Below are 23,062 nucleotides of genomic sequence, written 5' to 3'. Positions count from 1 at the left end.
TGCCTAAGCGATGCGCGTGACCACGGGAGACAATCCGTCAATCGTACCGCTCAGCGTATCGCCAGCCACAACCGGGCCAACCCCCGCCGGTGTGCCGGTCATGATCAGATCGCCGGGCATCAACGTGTAAAGCGTCGACAGATCCGCGATGATTTCAGGGATCGACCAGACCATATCGGCAATTGAAGCCCTCTGCCGCACCTCACCATTAACCTGCAGTTCAATGGTCGCCTGCGTGATGTCTTCAACCGCCGACGCAGGTGTCAACGCGCCGAGGATCGCCGCATTCTCAAAGTCCTTGCCCGTATCCCAGGGCCGCCGCTTTTCCTTGGCAGCGGCCTGTAAATCGCGGCGGGTCATGTCGAGACCGCAGCCATAGCCAAAAACCACGCCCATTGCGTCGCTTTCACTGATCTCACGGGCCTTATCGCCAATGGCCACGACAAGCTCCATCTCGTGATGCAAATCTGCCGTGCGAGGCGGATAGGGCATGTCCTCACCTGACAAAAGCACGGCATGCGCGGATTTGGTGAAGTAGAACGGCGCCTCGCGATCCACCGCATGACCCATTTCGGCGGCATGGGCGGCATAGTTGCGTCCAACGCAGAAAATCCGGGCAACCGGGAATGTGCCACCCGATGTCAACGGAACAAGTGGGACTGGACGAGGTAGAAAGACAGGATTGGGCATGCATGCTCTCTCTTTATTGAATTGTACCAGGCGGGGTCATAGCATATCTATGTCAAACCCGGCGCGGTCGCGCTAGACTTGGGGCTATCCGGGACAAGCTGAAAGGATATTGCGTGTCTGTGGCACTGCCACCATTGGATGATCTGGTTGCGTGCCCGCAATGCGATACGTTGCATCGGGCCAGCACGTTGCCCCCCAATGCCCGGGCCCATTGCCAGCGTTGCGGGATCGTGTTGATGACCTCGCAACCTGCCGCCATCGCACGTGTGATCAGTCTCGCGCTCACCGCATTCATCATGATGATCGCCGCGATCAGTTTTCCGTTTCTGACGCTGGACGCAGGGGGGCTGCAAAACGCGACGTCGGTCATCGACGCGGTCTTGGCCTTTAATGACGGGCTGGCATTTCCATTGGCCATCGCCGTTGCGTTTTTCATCGTAGTGATCCCGCTGATCCGGCTGGGCGCGCTGATTTACGCGCTCGGGCCTTTGGTGCGCGAACAGAAACCACGCGCGGGTGCGCGCGTGGCCTTTGGTCTGGCCGAACGGTTGCGGCCCTGGAGCATGGCCGAGATCTTTATCGTCGGTGTGACAGTGGCGCTGATCAAGGTTGCAGGGCTTGCAGCAGTCACCATCGGCCCCGCCTTTTGGGCTTTTGCGGGGGTCGTCATCATTACCGTTCTCAAAGATCAACTGATTTGCAGGTATTCGATTTGGGAAACACTGGACCGGTCAGCGGCATAATCTCGGCCCGTGAGGCGGGCCTCGTGGCCTGTCAGCGCTGCGGACAGGTGCACCGGCAAGAGACTGCTTTTTGCAAGCGGTGTGGCGCCCCCTTGCGCAGCCGCGACGAACTCAGCCTGCAAAAGGTCTGGGCCTGGCTGATCGCGGGCATGATCGCCTATATCCCTGCAAACATCTATCCGATGCTTTTGACCTCAACGCTGATTGAACGCAGCGAAAGCACGATCATCGGTGGGGTCGTGGAGTTGATCGAATATGGCTCGTACGGCGTCGCCTTTATCGTGTTCGTCGCATCGGTCGTGATCCCCATCGGCAAGTTTCTGGTGATCATGTATCTGGCGATCAGCGTGCAGCGGCATTCACTGGACAATCAGCATGAGCGTCATCGTGCCTATGAAGTCGTCGAATTTATCGGGCGCTGGTCCATGATTGACGTCTTTGTCGTTGCAATTCTGTCAGCCCTTGTGCAACTCGACACAATTGCCACGGTCAATCCGGGGATTGCGGCCGTCAGCTTTGCTTTATCGGTGATTTTCACCATGCTGGCAGCGCAGGCTTTTGACTCCCGCCTGATCTGGGACAAGGGACAGGACACAGCATGAGCGACCAAGACCCCATCGGGGCCGCGCCTTTGGATATTCGCCCGATCAAAAGGCGGGTCTGGCAGCGTTTGTCGCTGGTCTGGTTTGTGCCGCTGATCGCGCTTGGTGTCTCTCTTTTCGCCGCCTGGCAGAATTACCAGGATCGCGGCACGTTGATCACCATTGCGTTCGAGAACGCGGCAGGCATCACGTCGGGCGAGACACAGATCCGCTACCGCGATGTGACCATTGGCGAGGTGGAAACGGTCGAGTTTGACGAAGGTCTCGCTGTGGTCCTTGTGCATGCGCGGGTCGACCAGACCGTCGCGCCTTTCATGGATGACGATGCGCAATTCTGGGTGGTGCGCCCGGATGTGTCCGTGCGTGGGATCACCGGCCTCGATACGGTTCTGTCAGGCGTCTACATCGAAGGTAACTGGGACACGCAAGCCGATGTTCAGCAATTCGAATTTCGCGGTCTGGAACAGCCTGTCCTGACCCGCGCAGGCCAGCGCGGTACGCGCATTGTCCTGCGCACAAGTGATGGCGGATCACTGGCGGCCGGGGCACCGGTTCTGCATAAGGGGCTGCAAGTCGGATATCTCGAAGAACCCGAATTGTCCTTTGACGGCACGCAAGTTGTGGTCACGGCCTTTATCGAGAGCCCCTATGACCGCCGGATCACCACCAGCACGCGGTTTTGGGATACCTCCGGCTTTAGCGTGTCTTTTGGTGCGGGCGGGGTGTCGCTGGACGTCAACTCGCTCGCTTCTCTGATCGAAGGCGGCATTGCGTTTGACACCATCGTCTCGGGCGGCAATCCCATCCGTGATGGCCATCTGTTTGACATCTTCAGCACCGAAGAAAGCGCGCGAGACAGCCTGTTTACAGACCCCAACGCTGATGTGCTGCAAGTGGCGGTTCTGTTCGAGGAATCGGTGAGCGGTCTGACACCCGGATCAGAGGTACGCTTCCAGGGCATCCGCATTGGCGAGGTCAACGATCTGAATGCCATCGTCGTGGGTGAAAGCGCGGATGCCGAAGTGCGGCTGCAAGCCGTGCTGGACATTGAGCCATCCCGGCTAGGCATGGGAGCCGAAGCCACGGCAGATGATGCCATGGTTCTCTTGTCGGACTTCGTGGCACGAGGGCTGCGGGCCCGGATGGTCACCGGAAACATCTTGTCAGGCGCGCTTTTAGTGGAGCTTGTCCAGATCGATGATGCCCTGCCCGCCATCATGACGGGCACGGGCGGGCAATATCCGATCATCCCCACAACCGAGTCCGAAATCTCGGATGTGGCGGCCACCGCAGAGGGGGTCTTGGCCCGCATCAACGCCCTCCCCGTCGAAGAACTGATGGATGGCGCCATTGACCTGATGGACAGTATCGAACGGCTCGCCAATGACGACGCTACGGTGGCCGCGCCCGCCTCACTGGTTGCGCTACTTGAGGACAGCCGCGCCCTGATCAATGACGACGATCTGCAGGCCATGCCGGGTGACCTGCGCAATGTCATCACTGATCTCGACGCGATCATCGCCCGCGCGGATGAGGTTGATCTGATCGGTGATCTGGACACAGCCCTCGAAAACGCAGCTCAGGCAGCCGCGAATATCGAAGAGGCGACACAGAGCCTGCCTCAGATTGCAGACCAGATCGACACGCTGATGGCAACGGCAAACGCGCTGGAGCTTGAGGCACTTGTAGCCTCTTCAACCGAAACGCTGGACTCGATTGAGGCCTTCGTCAGCGCCGAGGATACCAGCGCGCTGCCTGGCACGCTCAACACCGCACTGGATGAGATGCGCGGCTTTCTCGCCGATGCGCGCGAAGGCGGCGCGATTGACAATGTGAACGCGGCCCTTCAGGCGGCCAATGACGCAGCGCAAGCCATTGAAGAAGCTGTTGGCGGCCTGCCAGGCCTCGCCGCGCGCACCAACGCCCTTGTCGCGCGGACAGAAGAGGTGATCGAAAGCTATGGTGAACGCTCACGCTTTGGTGCCGAGACACGCGCCACCTTGCGGGACATTCAGATCGCGGCGGACGCGGTCTCCTCGCTCGCGCGCGCGATTGAGCGCAATCCCAATTCTCTGATCGTAGGACGGTAAAGATGTTGCGCAAATTCGTGGTATTGGCTGCAATGGCGCTAGTCGCATGTACTCCGCCGATTGACCGTCTGGCCATGCCCCGCCTGCAATCGGAACTGTCGCTCAGCCCATTGGTCAGTAGCGCCATGGTCCGCACGGTGATCCTGCCAACCTATGCCGAGCTTGAGGAAGTGGCCTTTGAAACGCCATCAGGACTGATTGCAATTGATGAAAACGTGCTCTGGGCGGATATGCCGGACCGTGCGGTGACATTGAACATCGCGCAATCACTCGCCGATATCCTTGATACGCGGGTTGGCCCGGACCCTTGGCCCTTTGTCGGCCTGCCCGACATTGCGATTGATATCCGGGTGGCACGGATGCTTGCGGGCGCAGATGGAGTCTTCCGCCTCACAGGGCAATACTACATCGGGGGCGACGGGATCGACTTTCCCAACAGCACCCGCGCTTTTGAGATCACGCAACCGATGCCCGATCAAAGCCTACAAAGTATTGCTGCCGCACAATCCGCCGCCTTACTGACCCTTTCAGAACAGATCGCCCGCAGCTTGGGCCGCTAAAGCGACAGGCTCCCAAACTATCTTGGCCAAGGGCCTCGCCCGTCACCGGCTAAAACGACCCCCCCCGGATCGTTTCCAAGACGCCGCTCAACCACCGCCGGAGGCTTTCCGAATTAAAAAGCGTGCGATGCGCCGAGGTTTTGACCACCAACAGCGAAAGGTGTCAAAATGACGGTTGCGTCGCGCCCAGTGATCGTGAAAAATCCTCCAAGGCGTTCATCGCCATACGACTTGGGAGGAAAACAATGAAACTATTCAATATGACCCGCAGGGCCGTGATCGCGGCGGCTGCGGCAAGCGTCTCACTTGGCGCACCAGCCATGGCCGATGGCCATCAGGTTGTCGACAGCATCCACTTTCTGATCCCCGGCGGCGCCGGTGGTGGCTGGGACGGCACCGCGCGCGGCACGGGCGAGGCGCTGACGAATGCGGGCCTCGTCGGACAGGCCACCTACGAGAACATGTCAGGCGGCGGTGGCGGCAAGGCCATCGGCTATCTGATCGAAAACGCCGAAAGCAACCACGGCACGCTGATGGTGAACTCCACCCCCATCGTGATCCGCTCGCTCACCGGCGTGTTCCCGCAGAACTTCCGCGACCTGACGCTCGTGGCAGGCACCATCGGTGACTACGCGACGATGGTTGTCGGTAAGGACAGCCCCATTAACACGATGGAAGACTTCCTTGCCGCATATCGCGCTGACCCGCGCGGCACGGCTGTCGGCGGCGGCTCTGTTCCAGGCGGGATGGACCATATCGTTGCAGCCATCGTGATGCAGGCAGCGGGCGAAGACCCGACAGCTGTAAAGTACATTCCTTACGATGCAGGTGGTGAAGCGATGGCCGCGCTCCTGTCAGGTGAGATCACAGCACTCAGCACCGGCTTCTCCGAAGCGGTTGATCTGGCCAATGCAGGCGAGGTCAAAATCATCGGCGTCACAGCGCCAGAGCGTGTTGAGACATTCGCCGACGCTCCGACCATGAAAGAACAGGGGATCGACGCGGAATTCGTGAACTGGCGCGGGTTCTTTGCGGCCCCCGGTCTGCCCGATGACAAGCTGGCGATGTATCAGGACGCCATCGGCCAGATGTATGACACGCCCGAATGGGAAGAGGTGCGCGCCCGCAATGGCTGGGTCAACATCCACAACAGCGGCGATGAGTTCCTGACCTTCCTGGAAAATCAGGAACAGGTGATCGGCGATCTGATGCGCGAACTGGGCTTCCTGTAGAAGCCATCTTGTGTCCGGCGGTCCGCCGCCGGACACCAACAAGACATAAGGGGAGGAGCCAATGGCGCTTGATCGTTGGATCGCGCTCATCATTCTGGTGATGAGCCTCGGCTACGGCTATACCGCATTTTTCACGATGGACGGCGCGCTCGCACCTTTCATGCGAAACAATCCCATATGGCCGTCGACCTTCCCCAAAGTCCTGTCGGTCATGGCCATCGTTGCGGCTCTGATCATTCTTCTGGGCTTTGAGAAAAACGAGAAGCCACGAGAGGAAGACCCCTCGGTCATCGTCTATCGGCGACTGCTGGAATATCAGGTTGTTCCCGCCCTCACCCTGATTGGCCTAATGATCGCCTATGCGCTGCTGCTGCGTCCTATCGGATTTCTCACAGCAACCGTGGGCTTTCTGACCATCGGCTCGCTGGTGCTAGGCGAACGGCGCCTGCACATCCTGATCCCGGTCGCCGTCATCGCAGCCGGCAGCATCTGGTATCTGGTGCAAGAGGTGCTGGGTATCTTCCTGCGCCCCTGGCCCGCATTCATGGGGGTCTGAGGTATGCTTGAAGGATTGATGATCGGCCTCACAACGGCCTTCTCGCTTACCAATATTCTGATGGTCATCGGAGGTTGTCTGATCGGGACCTTCATCGGCATGCTGCCGGGCCTTGGGCCGATGTCGATCATCGCGATCATGATTCCCGTCGCCATTTCCATCGGTGACCCGTCCGCCGCACTCATCCTACTCGCAGGCGTCTATTACGGCGCGATCTTCGGCGGCTCCACCTCCTCGATCCTGATCAACGCGCCTGGCGTTGCCTCCACCGTGGCGACCAGTTTCGACGGCTACCCCTTGGCGCGCCAAGGCAAGGCCGGCAAAGCGCTGACAGTCGCCGCGATCTCGTCCTTTGTCGGCGGCACGCTCGGTGCAATCCTGCTCCTGATCTTCGCCCCCGCCCTCTCCACCGTCGCGCTCCTTTTCGGATCACCGGAATACTTCGCCCTGATGGTCGTGGGCCTTTCGGCCATCGCCGCCTTTGCAGGCACCGGGCAAGTCGCCAAGGCGCTCCTGATGACTGTCCTCGGCCTGATGCTCGCCACAATCGGCGAAGGCGTGCTCTTCAACCAACCACGCTTCACCTTCGGCATCATGGACCTGCAATCGGGTCTGGGCTTCATCACGCTCGCCATGGCGATGTTCGCCCTGCCCGAGGCGATCTATCTGATCCTCGACCCCAACCGCTCCAAATCCGATGGCGGTTCGTCCGAGATCAAAGACCTGCGCATCACCCGCGCCGAGGCCCGCCAGATCGCACCCGTTGTCGGGCGCCAGTCGATCCAGGGCTTTTTCATCGGCGTCTTGCCGGGTGCCGGGGCCACCATCGCGTCCTTCCTCGGCTATGCGGTGGAGCGCAATATCGCGAGCAAGGAAGATCAGGCCGAGTTCGGCAAAGGCAGCATCAAAGGCCTCGCCGCCCCTGAAAGCGCCAACAACGCCGCGGCCACCGGCTCTTTCGTGCCACTCCTAACGCTCGGTATCCCCGGCTCTGGCACAACAGCGATCCTCTTGGGCGCCCTGATCGCGCTCAACGTCTCGCCCGGCCCGCGCTTGATGATTGACGAGCCAGAGGTCTTCTGGGCCGTCATCATCTCCATGTATGTTGGCAACGTGATCCTTCTGATGCTGAACCTCCCGCTGATCCCCTATATCGCGAAAATCCTCGCGGTCCCGCGCACCTTCCTGATCCCGTTCATTCTGTTCTTCACACTGATGGGCGCCTATATCGGCCAGAACAATGCGACCGAGCTTTTGATCCTCGTCGGCCTCGGCGTCTGCGCGACAATCCTGCGTTTCGCCGATTATCCGCTCGCGCCTCTCCTGATCGGGTTCATCCTGGGCCCAATGCTTGAGAATAACTTCTCTCGCTCCATGAACCTCTTTGACGGACCATCCTTCATCTACGAACGGCCGCTGACGCTTGGTCTTCTGGTCATCGCGGCGCTTCTGATCATCCTTCCCAGCTACCGCGCCAGACGCGCCCGGCTGCGGCAGGAAGGCGTGGCTGACGGGGATTAGGGGGCATTCACCAAAACTGAAGACCTATTCATTGCCGAGACAAACTAGGGTCAGGATTCATAGCAAATAAACTACATCACTGCGAGGGCGATTGCTGAGAGGAAGACCTTCCGGCATCTGTCATATCGGGTCGGAATGCGCGGCTACTCCTTGAGCCTGCCGAACATGATCTCTATCCGTTGGCAGCGGAGCTTGTCGTATTTCACGGTCTTCTTACTCTGTTTCCAGCCCGAGATGCCGGGCTACATCCCTTTGTCTTTGCATGCTTCTCTGAACCAATCGGCATCATAGCCGCGGTCGCCGAGTAGCCAATCGACCCCAGTCGTGCTGCCGAGCAGTGCCCGAGCGCCGATGTAGTCGCTGACCTGACCGGCTGTGGCAAGGCGGTTCAGGGGGTGGCCTTTGCTGTCGCAGATGGCATACAGCTTTGTATTCATGTCGCCTTTGGCGCGGCCAATTAGGTGTCCGCGCCGCCTTTTTGATCCCATCCCGAAAGCCGTACTATGCGTTTTGAAATATGTTGCGCCGGTCATTTCGGCCTCTATCTCACCCTGATCTGCAGCCAGGCACATCATCATTTGTGCAAAGATGCCGTTATCGTTCCACCGTTTCCAGCGATTGTAGGATGGTTTGTGCGGGCCACATGCATTCGGCGCGTCTGTCAGCCAGAAAAGATCAAACATGTTCACCGCTCGTTTTCGAACTGCGAAGCAGGCTACCAAGCGGAAATCAATGGGTCTTGGGCTCAAAGCGTCACTCGAAAAACCTGAACTGATTTCTGGGATTTCAAGTAGAGCCGAAGGTCCCGCTGACTTGCAGCATTAAGCACAGCAAGCATCAAGAAGGCGACAACATCCAGATCTCGCGATCGGCGGGCACCTGATTTATGTCGAACCAGAGCGTCAAAACCAATTGGTCAGAACGGACCACAGCGCGGCATTTCATGCTGATTTGGTTCTTAACCTTTGCGCGTGCTTAGATTTCTACGCCCCAATAGCCCGTCATGGCGAGACGGCAGACCACTAGAGCAGCACGGCCTGTCCTTGGCGCGCACTCTCCTGCGCGGCATGTCCAATTTCGATAGCCCTTGCCCCATCGGCCAACGTGACCTCAACATTCCCCTCGCCGCGCACAACGGCATTGAAGCGTTGATGCTGATAGAAGGTCGATCCGTTATGGTCCCCGGCCTCCAACAGTTTCGGATCAACGGGTATCTCGGACACATATGGCCCCTTTGGCGCGCGCGGGCTGATGATCAGTTGTGGCACAGGCGGGTCACCCAGCAGCTTCGGCCAGAACCGCCCTGGCCCTGGCACCAGCGCCTCGATCTTGCCTTTGGGACCCACGGCGCTGATCTCTTCCTGCCATTTGGAGCCTTCGGCGAACATGCACAATTCCAGCATCGCGCGTGCGCCCTTCGCAAAATCCAAGATGACATAGCCGTTGTCCCAGATATCAGGCACCTCCCCATCGTACCGCTCATCAATGTGGTTCAGCGATTGTCCAGCGCTGGCCATGACACGCACTGGCTCGTCATCGAGGATCAGACGCATCAGATCGAAGAAATGGCAGCACTTTTCGACCAATGTTCCCCCGGACTTCGCATTGAACCGGTTCCAGTCGCCGATTTTCGGCAGGAATGGAAAGCGATGCTCGCGGATCGACAGCATCTTGATGCCGCCGGTTGCCTGTTCGGCTTGACTGACGAGGGCGGCGATGGGCGGCATATACCGATACTCCATCGCAACCCAGACTGGATGCGAATAGTCTGCGAACAATTCCGTGATGACCGGCGCATCCGCAGGTTCGGTGTAAAGCGGTTTTTCACACAAGATCGGCAGGGGGCGCGTTGCAACAATCTGCTGCAATTGCGGCACATGCAGGTAGTTCGGGCTCACAATCACAACCGCATCCAGATTCGGGAATGCCAGCAATTCCTCCAAGGACTCAGCCACATGAGCGTCCTGTGCCAGAGTTGCGGCCGATGCTGCCAGTTCCGCGACCGGATCGTAAACAACCGACACCCGCCCCTGCGGCAGGAGATTGATATTCTGGATATGTTCGCGGCCCATCATGCCGCAGCCAATCAGACCGTAATTCACCGTTTGCACGTCGTTAACCTTTTCCCATGCGAGAGATGTAAGCCGCACGCCCGGCATCAAACCAGGTGCGCGAAAATTCCGCCGGTTCCTTGGCGGCGGTCCGACTGACCCGCGCGATATAGCCTGCGGTTTGCCCCGGCTTCATATGAAACGCCGCCGGTGCCCAATCGGGAACCACATCGACCCCGATCTGATCTTCGACCGACGCAATCACCAGCCCCAATTCGTGCCGATAAAAGTGGTAAAGCGATTCTGAAAGGTCCCCCATCGCGATGACGTCGCGTTGCCCGCCATCGAGCCAAATCTCTTCCAGCGCCACCAGCACCCCATCGAGTGACCGCAGCCGCCGGATGCGGTGCCCTTCCGGGTGCCCACCCAAGCGCGCAAAGCCGTCAGGCTTAGGCAAGCGATCCACCGACAAAACCTCTGCCGTGGGCAACCCGCCACCTTTCAACAGCTCCAGCCGGAAAAACGCATAGACGGAGTCGACCGCAGGCCTGTGCCGCACATAATTGCCCGACCCCTGCACCCGGTCCAAGAGCCCTTTGGCCTCAACGTCCGCCAGCGCCTTGCGCAAGGTCCCCACGGCCACGCCCAGATCATCCGCCATATCGCGTTCGGGGGGCAGCCGCGCACCATCGGCAAGATGCCCGGCGGCAATCTCGCGGATCAGCATTTCGCTCAGCTGAATGAATTTCGGCAGGGCCGAGGTTTTTGCCATGGCAACCCCTCCCCTGGCCACCGGATAAATTGATACACTATTGTTGCACCAAAAATTGCATGCTACGCAAGAGGCCAAACATATCTCGGGGAGGAGAATCGATGACCATCGTACCGGTCACCAGCGCAGACCTTGATGCGACCGAAGTCAGCTGGTTTTCCGCACTGTGTTCAGACGATTACCAGTTCCTCGGCTTGCCCGATGGCGATTTGCGCTCAAGCTGGGAGCATTGCCGCGACATCGCGCTGACGGCTGAGGAACAAGGTTTCCGCAACATCCTTGCCCCGTCTTCTTATCAGGTGGGTCAGGACACGCTCAGCTTCGTGGCTGGCATGGCGCCGCTCACCAGCAAGATGAACTTCCTCGCCGCGATCCGCTGCGGCGAAGTCCAACCGATCATGCTCGCCCGCACCATCGCGACGCTCGACCATATGCTGAAAGGGCGCCTGACCCTCAACGTCATCAGCAGCGATTTCCCAGGTGAAGTGGCTGAGAGCGCCTATCGCTACAAACGCTCCCACGAAGTCGTTGAAATCCTGCGCAAATGCTGGACCCAGGACGAGGTCAGCTATGACGGCGACATCTACCAGATCTCGAAACTGACAACCGACCCCGCCAAACCTTACCAACAGAACGGCGGCCCGCTCCTCTATTTCGGCGGCTATTCCCCCGCAGCACTCGAACTTTGCGGCGCCCAATGTGACGTCTACCTGATGTGGCCCGAAACGACCGACATGCTCGCACAGCGCATGAAGGACGTGAATGAACGCGCCGCCGCCCATAACCGCACGCTCGATTACGGTCTGCGCGTCCACATGATCGTCCGCGATACCGAACAAGAGGCCAAGGAATATGCCGATTACATCGCCAGCAAACTCGACGATGAATATGGCAAACTGATCCGCGACCGCGCCCATGACAGTATCAGCCTCGGCGTTTCCCATCAGGCCCGCGCGCGCGAACTCGCCGACAAATACGGCTACACCGAACCCGGCCTCTGGACCGGTGTTGGCCGCGCGCGTTCCGGCTGCGGTGCGGCCCTTGTCGGCTCAACAGATCAGATACTTAGCAAAATTGAAGCCTATCAAAAGATGGGCATCCGTGCTTTCATCTTCTCGGGCTATCCGCATATCGATGAGGCCAAACATTTTGGCCAGCGCGTGATGCCACAGCTTAAGACCTGCTCCCTGCCCCATGAATACGGCCGGGTGCCCAACGAAACACCAGCCACGCCCTTGGGCACCGGAACCCGCCGCTAATGGACCGCATCCAGATCACCGAAGACCTTTCCTTCAGCCGCATCATCTACGGCATGTGGCGGCTGAGCGATGACAGCGACACCTCGTCCGCCCATGTGCAAGCCAAGATCGAGGCCTGCCTGGAACAGGGCATCACAACGATGGATCAGGCCGATATCTATGGCGGCTACGAGGCGGAGGAGGTGCTGGGTAACGCCCTCAAAACCGCGCCTGCCCTAAAGGACCAGATCGAGATCGTCACCAAATGCGATATCGTCGCCCCGATGGGCCGCTACAGCGACGCACCGGTCAAATACTACGACACAAGCCGCGCGCATATCCTCGCCTCGGTCGATCATTCACTGCGGTTGATGGGCATCGACAAGATCGACACCCTACTCATCCACCGCCCTGACCCAATGATGGACCATCAGGAAACAGGTGCCGCGCTGGATGAGGTCGTCGCCTCCGGCAAGGTCCGCTCGGTCGGGGTCTCCAACTTCAAATTGCATGACTGGACACTGCTTCAGTCTGCGATGAAAACAAAGCTCATCACCAACCAGATCGAACTGTCGCTCAGCGCGCATCAGGGCTTCACCAACGGCGATGTCGCCTATCTGCAAGAGCGGAGCATCCCCATCATGGCGTGGTCGCCCCTCGGCGGCGGTAGCCTGATGACCGGAACCGGCCCGATGCAAGACGCGATGGGCAAAGTCGCCGCAGAGAATGGTGTCGACACAGGCGCCGTCGCGGTGGCGTGGCTACTCGCACACCCGTCCAATATCATGCCGGTGATGGGCACAAATAATCTTCACCGAATCAAAACCTTGTCTGACGCTTTGAAAGTCAAAATGGACAGGCAAACCTGGTTCGCGCTCTACACGGCCGCTCTTGGCCAAGAGGTTCCCTAATGGACGCAGGCACCATCGCCACTTTCGATCCCAGCACCGACGCGGACAGCTTTCGCGGCGCGCTCGGCACCTTCGTGACAGGGGTCACGGTCGTCACCACCGACAGCCCCGAAGGCCCCGTTGCCATCGTCGCAAACAGCTTCGCCAGCGTGTCGCTCGACCCGCCGCTCGTGCTGTGGTCACCCGCCAAAGCGTCCAAACGCTTCGAACATTTCGCTGGTTCTCGCCGTTTCGCGATCCACGTCCTGGCCGCCGATCAACGCGACATATGCGCGGCGATCGTGCGCTCCAAAACCGCGATAAGCCAAATCCCTATGCACCTCTCGCATTGCGGCATGCCGATCATCGAAGGGGCGCTCGCCACATTCGAATGCAATCTTGAAGCCACCCATGACGCCGGCGACCACGTCATCATCGTGGGCCGGGTCATAAAGGCACATCACAATCCCGGTGACCCGCTCGTCTTTCACGCTGGCAAATACGGGGGCTTTCACCAAGACTGACGGAAAAATCCGCAGTACCTGAGGACCCGGACCATATCCGGGGCGGCGGCCAACACCGCTGACAACAAAAGGGCCAAAGGCCCTGACATAAACAGGGGAGGAGCCGCGATGTCGGTCCTGTTTGGCCTACTTTGGCCGCTTGAACGGTTCAACACCGTGGTGCTTGCCATCGGCAAGGCGATCGCGGTTGCGGCCCTTGCCATCATGGTCTGCCTGATCCTGGGTCAGGTCTTTTTCCGCTATGTGCTGAACGACGCCCCGAACTGGACCGAAGAAGGCGCGCGCTTCGGCATGCTCTGGATGACTGGCCTGATGGCGCCCATGGCCTACCGCATCGGCGGGTTTGTCTCCATCGACATGCTCGAACGCGCCCTGCCCCGCATGGCTGCGGCGATCCTGACCCTGATCCTTTTGGCCATCACCCTGTGGGTCCTTTTCATCGCCTGGGACAAGGGCCTCAATAACCATGTCGACACGATCTCTGGCCGCGGCTGTTCCTCAAGCCTGCGCTGGCCCTTCGGGATCGAGATCGGCACATGCGGCAACCGGTTCCAGAACAATTATCAGTTCACCTCGCTCTGGGTCGGTGTGAACCTTTTGATCCTCGTCAATCTCGAACTGATGATCCGCCAGATCATTAAACTCGCCGGTCAGGGCGAAAAACTGAACCCGCTCAGCGTCGAAGACTACGCGGGGGCCGAATAATGCTGCTCTGGTTCCTGCCCGTCTTTCTTGTCCTGATCATGGTCGGCCTGCCGGTCGTCTTTGCCCTGCTCGCGGCCCCCTTTGCGCTACTGACACTCGACGACCAAGCGCGCCAACTCTCGGTCCTTTACCGCAATTTCTACAACGGCATGGACAGCTTCCCGCTGATGGCCCTGCCCTTCTTCATGCTGGCGGGTGAGATCATGAACCGCGGCGGCATCACGCTGCGCCTTGTGGAATTTTCCCAAGCCTTCATGGGGCACTTGCGCGGCGGCCTCGCCCACGTAAACATCCTGTCCTCCATCCTGTTCGCAGGCCTCTCCGGCTCTGCCGTCGCCGACACCTCCGCCCTCGGCTCCACCCTCATCCCGGCGATGGAGAAAAACGGCTATTCCCGCAAATTCGCCGCCGCCATTACCGCCGCCTCTTCAGTCATCGGCCCGATCATCCCGCCATCCGGCATCATGATCATCTACGCCTATGTGATGGGCGAAAGCGTCGCCGCGCTTTTCCTCGCAGGCATCGTCCCCGGCATCATGGTTGGCGTGGGCCTCATGATCATGGTCCGGCTCATGGCCGACCGCTACAACCTGCCCAAGGCCGAACGGATCGTCCACAAAAACCAAATGATGAGCGCGACCGAGTACTGGGTCAGCTTCGTGCTTCTGCGGCTCAACTTCGGCTACATCCTTTATGCGATCCTGACCGCCACCACCGGCATCACCGCCGAGACTGTCAACGCGGCGGGCGAGACCATCCCCGCATCCGGCACCGTCATCCTTGGCACCTTCGCTGTGTGCCTGCTCGCCGCCCATTTCCTGCTGATGGGCTACCGCAAACGGGTCAGCCACGACTTCCGCATCATCTGCAAAAAGGCTGTCGCCCCCCTGCAAACCCCCATCATCATTCTGGGTGGCATCCTGATCGGCATCATGACCCCGACCGAGGCCTCAGCCGTCGCCGTCGCCTATGCTCTGATCGTCAGCTTCCTTGTCCTGCGCTCCATGACGCTGAAAGACCTGCATCAGGTCCTCTCCCGCTCGGCCCTTGCCACCGCTGCCGTGCTTCTACTGGTCGGCGCGGCCGTCGCGTTCAAAACGGTGGTCTCGCTCAGCTACGCACCGCAAATCCTCAGCGAGTTCATCCTATCGCTCTCCGAGAACCCGTTGATGCTGTTGTTCCTCATCAACATCCTGCTTTTCGTCGTCGGCATGTTCCTCGATGCGGGCCCCGCCATCATCATCCTCGGCCCCATCCTTGGCCCCATCTTCGTCGACCTCGGCGTGCATCCCGTCCACTTCGCCATCATCATGAGCGTGAACCTGACTGTGGGGCTGGCAACGCCGCCCATGGGGCTTGTGTTATTCGTGGCCAGTACCGTCTCTCGCGAAAAGGTGGAAACCATCGCCAAGGCAATCCTGCCGTTCCTTGCCGTCGAAATTCTGGTGATCTTCCTGATCACCTACATCCCCGCCATTTCCATGACAGTGCCCTATCTGACCGGGTTCCTGGGCTGCGGCCCAGAGGTCGGATTCAGCGCTTGCATTAGCCCGTCACCGGGCATCAACTAAAGATCAGCAACAGGGAGAGAGTAATGCTGAATCATCTCAAAATCGCGGCCACTGCCGCCCTTCTGGCGACACCATTCGCCGCTTGGGCGGATGGCCATCAGGAATTCACCATCCGGGCCACAGCGAACTCGAATGAGAACGACGAAGACTATGACGGTCTGGTCGTCTTCAAGAACTATGTCGAGGCGGCTTCCAACGGCCGGATCGGCGTTGAACTCTTCATCGGCACCCAGCTTTGTGCGACCGGCGCGGAATGCCTGGAAGGCGTCTCGGAAGGCTCCATCGATGTCTACATCTCCACCTCCGGCGGTGCCGCGGGCATCTTCCCTTATATCCAAGTCCTCGACCTGCCCTACTTGATGTCCGATGACCGCGTGGCCGAGGCTGTGCTGTCGGGCGATTTCGTCCGCACCCTGCGAGACAAGGCGCTGGAAGACAGTGATAACACGATCCGGCTCATGACCGTCGGCAATACAGGCGGCTGGCGCAACTTTGCGAACACCGAACGCCGGGTGCAGACACCCGAAGACCTTGCCGGTCTGAAAATGCGCACCGTGGTCGCCGACCTGCCCGTGCAACTGGTTGAGGCGATGGGCGCTTCCGCCACACCAATCCCGTGGCCGGAGCTCTTCACCTCGCTGCAGACCGGCGTGGTCGAAGGCACCGCCAACGGCATCACCGACATCATGGGTATGAAATTCCCCGATGCGGGCCTGCAATACCTGACGCTCGACGGCCATTCCTACATGGGCGCTCTCTGGTGGATGTCGAACGACAACTTCATGGCGATGCCAGAGGATCTGCGCCGCGTCGTGGTCGACGGGTTCAGCCAGCTTCAACAGGCCACCTTCGCCTCACCCAAGCGGAAATCCATCGAAGCCTATGAGGCCTTCGTGGCCGGTGGCGGCGACATCTATGTGCCGACGCCTGATGAAAAAGCTGCCTTCGCCGAGGCTGCGCAGCCTGTCTATGCCTGGTTCCGCGACAATGTCGATGGCGGCGGTGAAATGCTGGATGCGCTGATTGCAGCGGTCGAGGAAGTCGAGGGCGAGCTTGACGCTGCCTATTCCAGCGACCTGAACTAAACTCAATTTGCAAACGCGAAAGGGCCGTCTCGTTGGGCGGCCCTTTTTCTATGCGCTCCGCCCCAGCACATAAGTCGCAATCGCATCCAGTGCTGCGCGGATCGGCGGCTCATTCCGCGCCTCATGATGCGACACGATCCATTGCTCGCTCTGAAGCTCTGCGATCGGCTCCGACAACCGCTGCAACCCCGCCATCCGCTCCCCGATAAACATCGGCAGCACCACCCGCCCAATCCCGGCCTTCGCCAGCGCACAGGCCAGATGCGGGCTGTTGGCCTTGGTCACGATCCGGTCGCCATAGCGCGCTTTCACCCAAAGCGCCGAGGGCGTCATCGTCGCCCCCCAGGCCGCCCCAATCCAGCCTTGCACGTCCTTGTCCGCGCCATATTCCGCAAACGCCACCTCCCCCACACGCCGCCGCGCGACCCAGGGCTGTTCCGGACACCGATTGCGCAGCCCGATATCAACCTCGCGCCGCGCAATGTCCAAATCATGATCGCAATAGACAAATTCGGGCAACCAGACAGTATCCGGCCTCCAATAGGCCTGTACATTCTCCGCCAGATCCATCGCCGTCCACGTTCCCGCCGAAATCCGCACGCAGACCGGCCCCTTCGCCGCATCGCGCCATTGGTCGATCTGCCGCGCGGCCTCCTCCATATGCACTGTCTTCTGCGCCAGCGCCGCGCCATCCGCGGTGAGCGTGTACCCCTCCGCCCCATGCAAAAACAACCGCCGCCCGAGTGCTGCCTCAAACGCCTTCATCCGGCGGCTCAACGTCGCCTGACTGACCCCCAAGTCATGCGCCGCACGCGCCAAACTCCCCAGCCGCGCAATGGCCGAGAAATAGGCAAGGTCGTTCCAATCCGTTTGCATTTGCGAAAGTCCACATTCGGTTTTGCGGTCTGATCAACCCGCCTTGGCGAGGTTAGGTCTGAGGCATCCTAGCAAGAAGGCCCCCCAATGACGCCCCTTATCCGCCCCCTGCCTAAGCAGTGCCAACCGCAAACGGAATACCAAAACGAGCGTTTGATCTTTGCAGAAATGAAAGCTGAGTTGCGCCAGCGTAAGCGTCAACAGTGGCTCCAGCGGATCAAGGCCGTATTGACGAGGCGCTATGACACTACCGAAACGGATACATCCACGCCTTGTAATCATCCACCAGTACCTCCGCGCGGGCGCGTTCTTCGGCTGTCAGGCGGGGCGTGATTTCTTCAAGGCTGATCAGTGCATCGGGGTCCCCGCCTATTGCCGATAGCGCGTACCACAGATACGCTCTGACCATATCGGGGGCGGGAATGCCGCGTCCGACTTCATAGTACCAGCCTAACCCGGATTGCGCGCCCGCATGGCCCTTCAACGACGCCCGAAGATACCAGTCAAACGCCCGCTCATCATCGCGTTCCACACCCAGACCAAGCGCATACATGACCCCGATCAACTCCTCGGCTTCCGCATTGCCAGAGCGTGCGTAAACCTCAAAAAGCGCGCGGGCCTCACCGTATTCGCCGGCTTCCATCAGATCGCGCGCCATCTCCATGTCCGCCTGCGCCGGAGTGGCAAGCATCCAGCCGGCCACAAGCCATATCAACGCTTTCTGAGCAGGCAGCATACCACTCTCCTTGGGTTGATCCTCGCGGGCCAGATGGCTGCCGCGCAGGGTATCGGACCGGATGATTACATCCCCATCGACCCTGATCAAGTCCGGATCGGGCAGCTTCTGTTCTATGATAAGATATTGTCAGGCAACAGAAATATATCGTGTGGCACTTGCCATCATCATGACCATGCCGGGGGTGATGGGCTCTCACTCGGCATTGGCGAAGGTGGCGTGGGCGTCGGGCCAGAACGTAGCCCCGGCACAGGGCCCGACCGGATAAAGAAACGCGTGCCGCGCAACGCGCCTGCACTTTGGAACCTTGGGCATAACGACATCCGGGTCCTCTTCCACGATGGTCGCCTGACGCGCTCCGATATCTATGACAACGGTTTCGACAGCCCGGCGGAGGAATGGCTGCCCGCCGGTCTGGACAATCTGTTGGCCGCGCAAGCGCTGTTTCCGATGGCTGCGCAGTTTGAGATGGCCGGAAACCTGGGCGAGAACGATGTGATCGGGGCGGTCACCAATCGGATTGATCGCGGCTGGCCCATCATCGCGAAACGGGTACGCACGATACCCGCATATGGCGCCATGTTCGTTGAGACCTTCGATCATATCGAAGAGCCTGGCGATGTGACCATTGTTGAAATTGGTAATGCCCTGGGGGCCTTCATCGCCAGCGAATGGCAAAGCTATGACAGTCCCTATGATGCCTGGCTGACCGGCACCCCTTTGCCCGAAGATGCAGAGCGTGGGCGCGAACTTTTCTTCAACAACCGCTGCGCATCATGCCATGCGGGCCCGCTTTTCACGGATCAGCAGTTCCACGCGCTTGGCCTACCAGCCTTCGGACCGGGGCGGACACGACGCTGGGATCAGATCGCGCGCGACGTGGGGCGGATGGCCGAAACGAACGTCCTGGAAGACGCCTACAAGTTCCGCACGCCGTCATTGAGAAATGTCGCCCTGACCGGCCCCTACGGTCATAACGGCGCCTATCCGACGCTTGAGGCAATGATCCGGCACCATGCGGACCCTATCGCAGCCCGCGCGGCCTGGTTGGAGAACGTCGCGAACCTTCCTGACGTTCCGTGGCTGGCCCCCGTTGACTTTGCGATCCGTCAGGACAGTGCGGAAATGGCCCGACAGGCTGCCGTGAATGATCTGCGCCCCATGTCTCTGAGTGACGATGACATTGCCGATCTTGTCGCGTTCCTGCACGCTTTGACCGGCGAGACTGCCGAAGAACGCCCTCTTGGTCGCCCCAAAACCGTTCCAAGTGGATTGCCTGTCGACTGACGTCAGCGCTGACCGGCTTAGTCCATCCGGATCATCACACCCAGATCAGCCACATTCGTGCCGGTCGCGCCTGTGATCAAAAGGTCGCCCGCCTGTTTCAGCGCGGCATAGCTGTCGTTATTGGCAAGCAGTGCTTCAACAGCGCCGATCTTGTCCAACGTGTCCTGATCGACCAGACCGCCGGCCGCATCGGTGGGGCCATCACGCCCGTCACTCCCGCCTTGCAGACAGACCCAGCGGGTCCAGCCACGTGCACGTGCCTCAAGCGCGATGCGCAATGCCAGTTCTTGATTGCGCCCACCGCGCCCGTTCCCGCGCAAATGCACCGTGGTCTCACCACCCCAGAGGGTGATCCCCGGCTGCGCCTCATCGCAGATCTTAAGCGCCGCATCGGCCACGTCGCCCTCAACCGGGTCAGACATCACATGCACCTTACCCGCTTCCTTGGCCATTGCGCCCACGCTTCTTGCGTTTGAACCGACAAGGATGTTCGTGCAATCAGGCACCGGTTCAAGTGGTGGCGCACCTTTTAGATAAGTGCGCACCGCATCCGGTACGCGCGCCCATATGCCTGCCTTCTGGAGGGCCTCAATCGCGTCAGCCGCGGTGCCAAGGGGATGCGCAGTGGGCCCGCTGGCAATGGCAGAGAGATCATCTCCGACAACATCGGACAGGATCAACGCGGTCACCTGATGCGGTGCTGCACAACGCAGAAAACCGCCGCCCTTCAGTTCCGACAATTGCTGCCGGATCAGGTTCATTGTGCAGATATCCATGCCCGCACCCAGCAGTAATTCATTCACGACTGCCTTATCGGCAAGCGTCACATCTCCTGCAGGCGCAGGCAGGAGGGCCGATCCGCCACCTGAAATTAAGGCCAGAACCGGCCCTTGGGCGGCCTGCAACGCATCAATAACTGTGCGCGCGGCGGCTGCCCCATTTTCATCGGGCACCGGATGCCCGGCTGCCAGAACCAATGCACCGTTCAGATCACCTGCATTCTCGTAATTAGTCACCACGAGACATGGCGCACCTTGAAAGCGCGCGAGCGCCGGTTCGGCCATGCGCCGCGCGGCCTTTCCCACGGCGATGATCAGTGCTGGCGATTGTACACGGTCGAGCGCATTCTCCACAGCCGCAAAAGGATCAGCCGCGCGCAGCCCCGCATCAAAAATCCGGCGCGCCACTTCGCGTGGATCATCCATGCCCAACTCTCCCCTCTTTGGCCATCAATGCAGCCATACGCTGAACCACCCGTAATTCCAACTCTGCCTGCGGCGATGCGGTCAGCGACGGCATCGCAAGTGCGATCAGCACGCGGGGGTTCACCATCGCAAGCATCACGTGCGTGGCTGCGTAATGTTCAAAGAGATAGGCGATATGATCATCGGCCACTGCGCTAAGCTGCGGCGGGTCGGACTTGCGCAATACTGGAGCTGCCTCGAAAATCTCATCCAAAACAGACGGTTGCAGATCCGAAAGGCGATCTTCACTGATCACAACGGCACCGTCCACAAGGGGGTGGCTTTGCAGGTTGCGCAGGAACGCCATCGGGTCGTCGGTCTTGGCATCCGCGAGATAGCGCAGCAGGCCCAAGCTCTGTTCTTCAGCCCGCAAGGCGCGCGCATCGTTCAAGATAGCAACCACAAAAAGCATGGTCAGAATGGCCGCAATCACAAGAAGTGTTCCATCCTGACCCAATGCAGCCAGAAAGCCGATCATGCCGCCCACCGATCCGCCCGCCGCAATCATGACCCCCAGATTGGCCAATGTTGCGCGATGGCCCTGATGCGCCCGGCCAAGGCCGATGGCGAGCCAGCACAGGATCAGAACACCAAGGGCCGAAAACTGGATCGGCAGATCGATGTAAAGAAGCAGGAAGTCCCCCATTGCCAACGGAATCAGCAACAACAGCGACAGGCCAAGCCGGACGGCCGTCGCGTTTTCCTGGGCCGAGAGTGACGCCTGATCACGCGTCAGGATCAGCCAGCCAGCAATCACAAAGCCCGAAACCTGAAAGGCCAGAAGCGTAAACAAACGGGCCGGGTCGATGCTATTGGAATACCAAAGCGAAGTGAGAGCCGCGATGCAGGCCCCACCAGCGACATAAAGCTTGATTGAGGGTGGGGCATGCCGGCGCAACAGCCCTTCGGTCAGCAAAAGCACTGCAAGCGGGATCAGACCGGCAGCCAGCAGCACAAAGATGCGAAACGCCTCAATCCCGGTCAAAATCATGAAGACCCGCGCCGCAAAGAGCATCATCGTGACCTGAACACCAAAGAGAAACCGGCGGTTGATCGGCTCCCACGGATCGCGTGCCATCAGGACGCCGCGGAGGACAAACAGCCCCAAAAGAGCCGCGCAGGACAGGAAAAGCTGCACCAGGATCGTCGCGGCGGCAATCATGGTTTTTGATCTTTGGCCGGGCGCAGGATCGAGAAAGGCCGCGTGCTGTCGGCCCAGTAGATCGCTGGCAAGATCAGACGCCGCAGCGCGACCAGCGCGCCGGTAACCAGCAAGCCAAGCAGGGCCGACTTCGGCACTTCGCGCGCAAGATACGTGCGCATTGCAGCCAAATCCATCTGCCCCAGCTGCAGCACATCGTCACCACGGTCGTAATCCAGCGTCACCGCGCAATACGCGTTGTAGCTTTCGTCGCGATGTTTTGGGGCCTGCGCCCAGGTCTTTTTCAGATTATCGGACCCACCGGTATAGGCCTCAGTGATTACAAATCGCGCCTCATCAAATCCAGCGTCATCGCCCACACCAAAGACCTGCCGATGGTGCGCCATGATCTGACGGGCCAGCAGCAGGTGATTGAGCGTGCGCCGCCCGCCCGCCGGGCGCGGCCAGACATCCGAGAACATCTCGGACACCATGCCCACAACCGCAGGCACCTGCGTGACATTCGAGATCCAGATTGGCCGAAACTGCCGCCGCACAAAAATCAGAAAGCAGGTCAAACCGTACAGCACCCAAGACAGGTTCTTGGATCGCTCATCGGGGTCCACCATGACGAGGCCCAGATGCAGCACCTCGGTCGGTTGCGGCGCAGTGTCGACATCCATCACCGCAAGCGCGTTAAACGCCACCGACGTGCCATCGCGGCGCGACACAAGCGTGATGATCACCGCTTCCATCCGCGCCTTGTCGCCAGAAAACACACCGTAAGTGAGGCTCCCTGCATCCAGCGTCTGCGCTGCAATCTGTCGCAAAGCAGCTGACAATTTCTCCAAATCCCCCGGCGACATCCAGAGCCCCGGACGCTCGACAATCCGCACCAAATAGTCGCGCCCGGACCGCAGGGTCAGGTCCATGTAACGCCGCCTGAAT

22 protein-coding genes and 1 pseudogene are annotated in these 23,062 nt (G+C 59.9%); 14 read left to right on the top strand and 9 right to left on the bottom strand.

From position 1 onward, the window contains the following. Positions 1-3: 3 nt before the first annotated feature. A complete protein-coding gene (locus tag SLH49_RS15980; protein WP_320270161.1) occupies positions 4-690 on the bottom strand; it encodes a fumarylacetoacetate hydrolase family protein in 687 nt (228 codons plus the stop codon). 236 nt (positions 691-926) lie between these two features. On the opposite strand from SLH49_RS15980, the gene SLH49_RS15975 reads away from it, so the two are divergent. The 7 genes from SLH49_RS15975 (at position 927) to SLH49_RS15945 (ending at position 7,994) form a co-directional block, all read left to right on the top strand. Next, positions 927-1,433, top strand: coding sequence for a paraquat-inducible protein A (locus SLH49_RS15975; protein WP_320270160.1), 507 nt, complete (start codon positions 927-929; stop codon positions 1,431-1,433). Beyond that, on the top strand, positions 1,403-2,035 hold the full coding sequence (locus SLH49_RS15970; RefSeq protein WP_320270159.1) for a paraquat-inducible protein A: 633 nt from the start codon (positions 1,403-1,405) through the stop codon (positions 2,033-2,035). Before SLH49_RS15975 ends, SLH49_RS15970 begins: the two co-directional genes overlap by 31 nt. Next, positions 2,032-4,125: an intermembrane transport protein PqiB gene (locus tag SLH49_RS15965; RefSeq protein ID WP_320270158.1), complete on the top strand. Its 2,094-nt coding sequence runs from the start codon at positions 2,032-2,034 to the stop codon at positions 4,123-4,125. The genes SLH49_RS15970 and SLH49_RS15965 overlap by 4 nt, the downstream gene beginning before the upstream one ends. Before the next feature lie 2 nt (positions 4,126-4,127). Further along, positions 4,128-4,685 carry a membrane integrity-associated transporter subunit PqiC gene (locus tag SLH49_RS15960; protein WP_320270157.1) on the top strand — a complete coding sequence of 186 codons (558 nt, stop codon included), beginning with the start codon at positions 4,128-4,130 and terminating at the stop codon, positions 4,683-4,685. Between the two features lie 245 nt (positions 4,686-4,930). Then, on the top strand, positions 4,931-5,917 hold the full coding sequence (locus SLH49_RS15955) for a tripartite tricarboxylate transporter substrate binding protein (RefSeq protein ID WP_320270156.1): 987 nt from the start codon (positions 4,931-4,933) through the stop codon (positions 5,915-5,917). A 61-nt stretch (positions 5,918-5,978) separates the two neighbouring features. Then, positions 5,979-6,473, top strand: coding sequence for a tripartite tricarboxylate transporter TctB family protein (locus tag SLH49_RS15950; protein ID WP_320270155.1), 495 nt, complete (start codon positions 5,979-5,981; stop codon positions 6,471-6,473). Positions 6,474-6,476: 3 nt separating this feature from the next. After that, entirely contained in the window at positions 6,477-7,994 is a 1,518-nt protein-coding gene (locus SLH49_RS15945; RefSeq protein ID WP_320270154.1) for a tripartite tricarboxylate transporter permease, read from the top strand. Between the two features lie 71 nt (positions 7,995-8,065). On the opposite strand, the pseudogene SLH49_RS15940 reads toward SLH49_RS15945, so the two are convergent. From SLH49_RS15940 to SLH49_RS15930, 3 genes and pseudogenes are all read right to left on the bottom strand, one after another. Next, positions 8,066-8,683, bottom strand: a pseudogene (locus SLH49_RS15940) (IS5 family transposase); the annotation flags it as partial. Between the two features lie 333 nt (positions 8,684-9,016). After that, positions 9,017-10,105, bottom strand: a complete 1,089-nt coding sequence (locus tag SLH49_RS15935) for a Gfo/Idh/MocA family oxidoreductase (protein WP_320270153.1) — start codon at positions 10,103-10,105, stop codon at positions 9,017-9,019. Between the two features lie 4 nt (positions 10,106-10,109). Continuing rightward, positions 10,110-10,817: a GntR family transcriptional regulator gene (locus tag SLH49_RS15930; RefSeq protein ID WP_320270152.1), complete on the bottom strand. Its 708-nt coding sequence runs from the start codon at positions 10,815-10,817 to the stop codon at positions 10,110-10,112. Positions 10,818-10,918: 101 nt separating this feature from the next. Here SLH49_RS15930 and SLH49_RS15925 point away from each other — a divergent pair, with 101 nt between their 5' ends. The 6 genes from SLH49_RS15925 to dctP all read left to right on the top strand — a co-directional run bounded on the left by SLH49_RS15925 (position 10,919) and on the right by dctP (position 16,830). Beyond that, the gene (locus SLH49_RS15925; RefSeq protein WP_320270151.1) at positions 10,919-12,076 is read left to right on the top strand and encodes an LLM class flavin-dependent oxidoreductase; all 1,158 of its coding nucleotides are present in this window, start codon (positions 10,919-10,921) and stop codon (positions 12,074-12,076) included. Next, complete coding sequence (locus SLH49_RS15920; RefSeq protein WP_320270150.1) at positions 12,076-12,966, top strand: aldo/keto reductase; 891 nt, start codon at positions 12,076-12,078, stop codon at positions 12,964-12,966. The genes SLH49_RS15925 and SLH49_RS15920 overlap by 1 nt, the downstream gene beginning before the upstream one ends. Beyond that, complete coding sequence (locus tag SLH49_RS15915; RefSeq protein WP_320270149.1) at positions 12,966-13,469, top strand: flavin reductase family protein; 504 nt, start codon at positions 12,966-12,968, stop codon at positions 13,467-13,469. The genes SLH49_RS15920 and SLH49_RS15915 overlap by 1 nt, the downstream gene beginning before the upstream one ends. Before the next feature lie 108 nt (positions 13,470-13,577). Further along, positions 13,578-14,174, top strand: a complete 597-nt coding sequence (locus tag SLH49_RS15910) for a TRAP transporter small permease (RefSeq protein ID WP_320270148.1) — start codon at positions 13,578-13,580, stop codon at positions 14,172-14,174. Further along, positions 14,174-15,745, top strand: coding sequence for a TRAP transporter large permease (locus SLH49_RS15905; RefSeq protein ID WP_320270147.1), 1,572 nt, complete (start codon positions 14,174-14,176; stop codon positions 15,743-15,745). The genes SLH49_RS15910 and SLH49_RS15905 overlap by 1 nt, the downstream gene beginning before the upstream one ends. 23 nt (positions 15,746-15,768) lie before the next feature. Continuing rightward, complete coding sequence (gene dctP, locus SLH49_RS15900; protein ID WP_320270146.1) at positions 15,769-16,830, top strand: TRAP transporter substrate-binding protein DctP; 1,062 nt, start codon at positions 15,769-15,771, stop codon at positions 16,828-16,830. Positions 16,831-16,878: 48 nt separating this feature from the next. Here the strand turns inward: dctP and SLH49_RS15895 are convergent, their stop codons facing one another. Further along, complete coding sequence (locus tag SLH49_RS15895) at positions 16,879-17,706, bottom strand: LysR family transcriptional regulator (protein ID WP_320270145.1); 828 nt, start codon at positions 17,704-17,706, stop codon at positions 16,879-16,881. Positions 17,707-17,953: 247 nt separating this feature from the next. Further along, positions 17,954-18,442 carry a tetratricopeptide repeat protein gene (locus SLH49_RS15890; protein ID WP_320270144.1) on the bottom strand — a complete coding sequence of 163 codons (489 nt, stop codon included), beginning with the start codon at positions 18,440-18,442 and terminating at the stop codon, positions 17,954-17,956. A gap of 33 nt (positions 18,443-18,475) precedes the next feature. On the opposite strand from SLH49_RS15890, the gene SLH49_RS15885 reads away from it, so the two are divergent. After that, positions 18,476-19,729: a cytochrome-c peroxidase gene (locus SLH49_RS15885; RefSeq protein WP_320270143.1), complete on the top strand. Its 1,254-nt coding sequence runs from the start codon at positions 18,476-18,478 to the stop codon at positions 19,727-19,729. A 17-nt stretch (positions 19,730-19,746) separates the two neighbouring features. Here SLH49_RS15885 and SLH49_RS15880 read toward each other — a convergent pair whose 3' ends face one another. Genes SLH49_RS15880 through SLH49_RS15870 form a run of 3 tightly spaced genes read right to left on the bottom strand, consistent with a single transcriptional unit; the run spans position 19,747 to position 23,046 of the window. Next, positions 19,747-20,934, bottom strand: a complete 1,188-nt coding sequence (locus SLH49_RS15880) for a glycerate kinase (RefSeq protein WP_320270142.1) — start codon at positions 20,932-20,934, stop codon at positions 19,747-19,749. Next, on the bottom strand, positions 20,927-22,135 hold the full coding sequence (locus SLH49_RS15875; protein WP_320270141.1) for a hypothetical protein: 1,209 nt from the start codon (positions 22,133-22,135) through the stop codon (positions 20,927-20,929). Before SLH49_RS15875 ends, SLH49_RS15880 begins: the two co-directional genes overlap by 8 nt. Further along, positions 22,132-23,046, bottom strand: coding sequence for a hypothetical protein (locus tag SLH49_RS15870; RefSeq protein ID WP_320270140.1), 915 nt, complete (start codon positions 23,044-23,046; stop codon positions 22,132-22,134). The genes SLH49_RS15875 and SLH49_RS15870 overlap by 4 nt, the downstream gene beginning before the upstream one ends. Positions 23,047-23,062: the final 16 nt, after the last annotated feature.

The sequence above is a fragment of the Cognatiyoonia sp. IB215446 genome, from assembly GCF_033963825.1.
Taxonomy (GTDB): domain Bacteria; phylum Pseudomonadota; class Alphaproteobacteria; order Rhodobacterales; family Rhodobacteraceae; genus Yoonia.
The sequence above is the reverse complement of the archived record's forward strand: the minus strand, read 5'-3'. Positions and strand labels throughout refer to the sequence as shown.

What these genes read in the sequence shown, in the direction of transcription:
- SLH49_RS15870 (WP_320270140.1), bottom strand. Translation starts at nt 23,046, where the DNA reads ATGGACCTGACCCTGCGGTCCGGGCGCGACTATTTGGTGCGGATTGTC.
- SLH49_RS15905 (WP_320270147.1), top strand. Translation starts at nt 14,174, where the DNA reads ATGCTGCTCTGGTTCCTGCCCGTCTTTCTTGTCCTGATCATGGTCGGC.
- SLH49_RS15910 (WP_320270148.1), top strand. Translation starts at nt 13,578, where the DNA reads ATGTCGGTCCTGTTTGGCCTACTTTGGCCGCTTGAACGGTTCAACACC.
- SLH49_RS15880 (WP_320270142.1), bottom strand. Translation starts at nt 20,934, where the DNA reads ATGGATGATCCACGCGAAGTGGCGCGCCGGATTTTTGATGCGGGGCTG.
- SLH49_RS15955 (WP_320270156.1), top strand. Translation starts at nt 4,931, where the DNA reads ATGAAACTATTCAATATGACCCGCAGGGCCGTGATCGCGGCGGCTGCG.
- SLH49_RS15965 (WP_320270158.1), top strand. Translation starts at nt 2,032, where the DNA reads ATGAGCGACCAAGACCCCATCGGGGCCGCGCCTTTGGATATTCGCCCG.
- SLH49_RS15945 (WP_320270154.1), top strand. Translation starts at nt 6,477, where the DNA reads ATGCTTGAAGGATTGATGATCGGCCTCACAACGGCCTTCTCGCTTACC.
- SLH49_RS15885 (WP_320270143.1), top strand. Translation starts at nt 18,476, where the DNA reads ATGGCTGCCGCGCAGGGTATCGGACCGGATGATTACATCCCCATCGAC.
- SLH49_RS15925 (WP_320270151.1), top strand. Translation starts at nt 10,919, where the DNA reads ATGACCATCGTACCGGTCACCAGCGCAGACCTTGATGCGACCGAAGTC.
- SLH49_RS15920 (WP_320270150.1), top strand. Translation starts at nt 12,076, where the DNA reads ATGGACCGCATCCAGATCACCGAAGACCTTTCCTTCAGCCGCATCATC.
- SLH49_RS15875 (WP_320270141.1), bottom strand. Translation starts at nt 22,135, where the DNA reads ATGATTGCCGCCGCGACGATCCTGGTGCAGCTTTTCCTGTCCTGCGCG.
- SLH49_RS15915 (WP_320270149.1), top strand. Translation starts at nt 12,966, where the DNA reads ATGGACGCAGGCACCATCGCCACTTTCGATCCCAGCACCGACGCGGAC.
- SLH49_RS15950 (WP_320270155.1), top strand. Translation starts at nt 5,979, where the DNA reads ATGGCGCTTGATCGTTGGATCGCGCTCATCATTCTGGTGATGAGCCTC.
- SLH49_RS15890 (WP_320270144.1), bottom strand. Translation starts at nt 18,442, where the DNA reads ATGCTGCCTGCTCAGAAAGCGTTGATATGGCTTGTGGCCGGCTGGATG.
- SLH49_RS15980 (WP_320270161.1), bottom strand. Translation starts at nt 690, where the DNA reads ATGCCCAATCCTGTCTTTCTACCTCGTCCAGTCCCACTTGTTCCGTTG.
- SLH49_RS15960 (WP_320270157.1), top strand. Translation starts at nt 4,128, where the DNA reads ATGTTGCGCAAATTCGTGGTATTGGCTGCAATGGCGCTAGTCGCATGT.
- SLH49_RS15895 (WP_320270145.1), bottom strand. Translation starts at nt 17,706, where the DNA reads ATGCAAACGGATTGGAACGACCTTGCCTATTTCTCGGCCATTGCGCGG.
- SLH49_RS15930 (WP_320270152.1), bottom strand. Translation starts at nt 10,817, where the DNA reads ATGGCAAAAACCTCGGCCCTGCCGAAATTCATTCAGCTGAGCGAAATG.
- SLH49_RS15975 (WP_320270160.1), top strand. Translation starts at nt 927, where the DNA reads ATGACCTCGCAACCTGCCGCCATCGCACGTGTGATCAGTCTCGCGCTC.
- dctP (WP_320270146.1), top strand. Translation starts at nt 15,769, where the DNA reads ATGCTGAATCATCTCAAAATCGCGGCCACTGCCGCCCTTCTGGCGACA.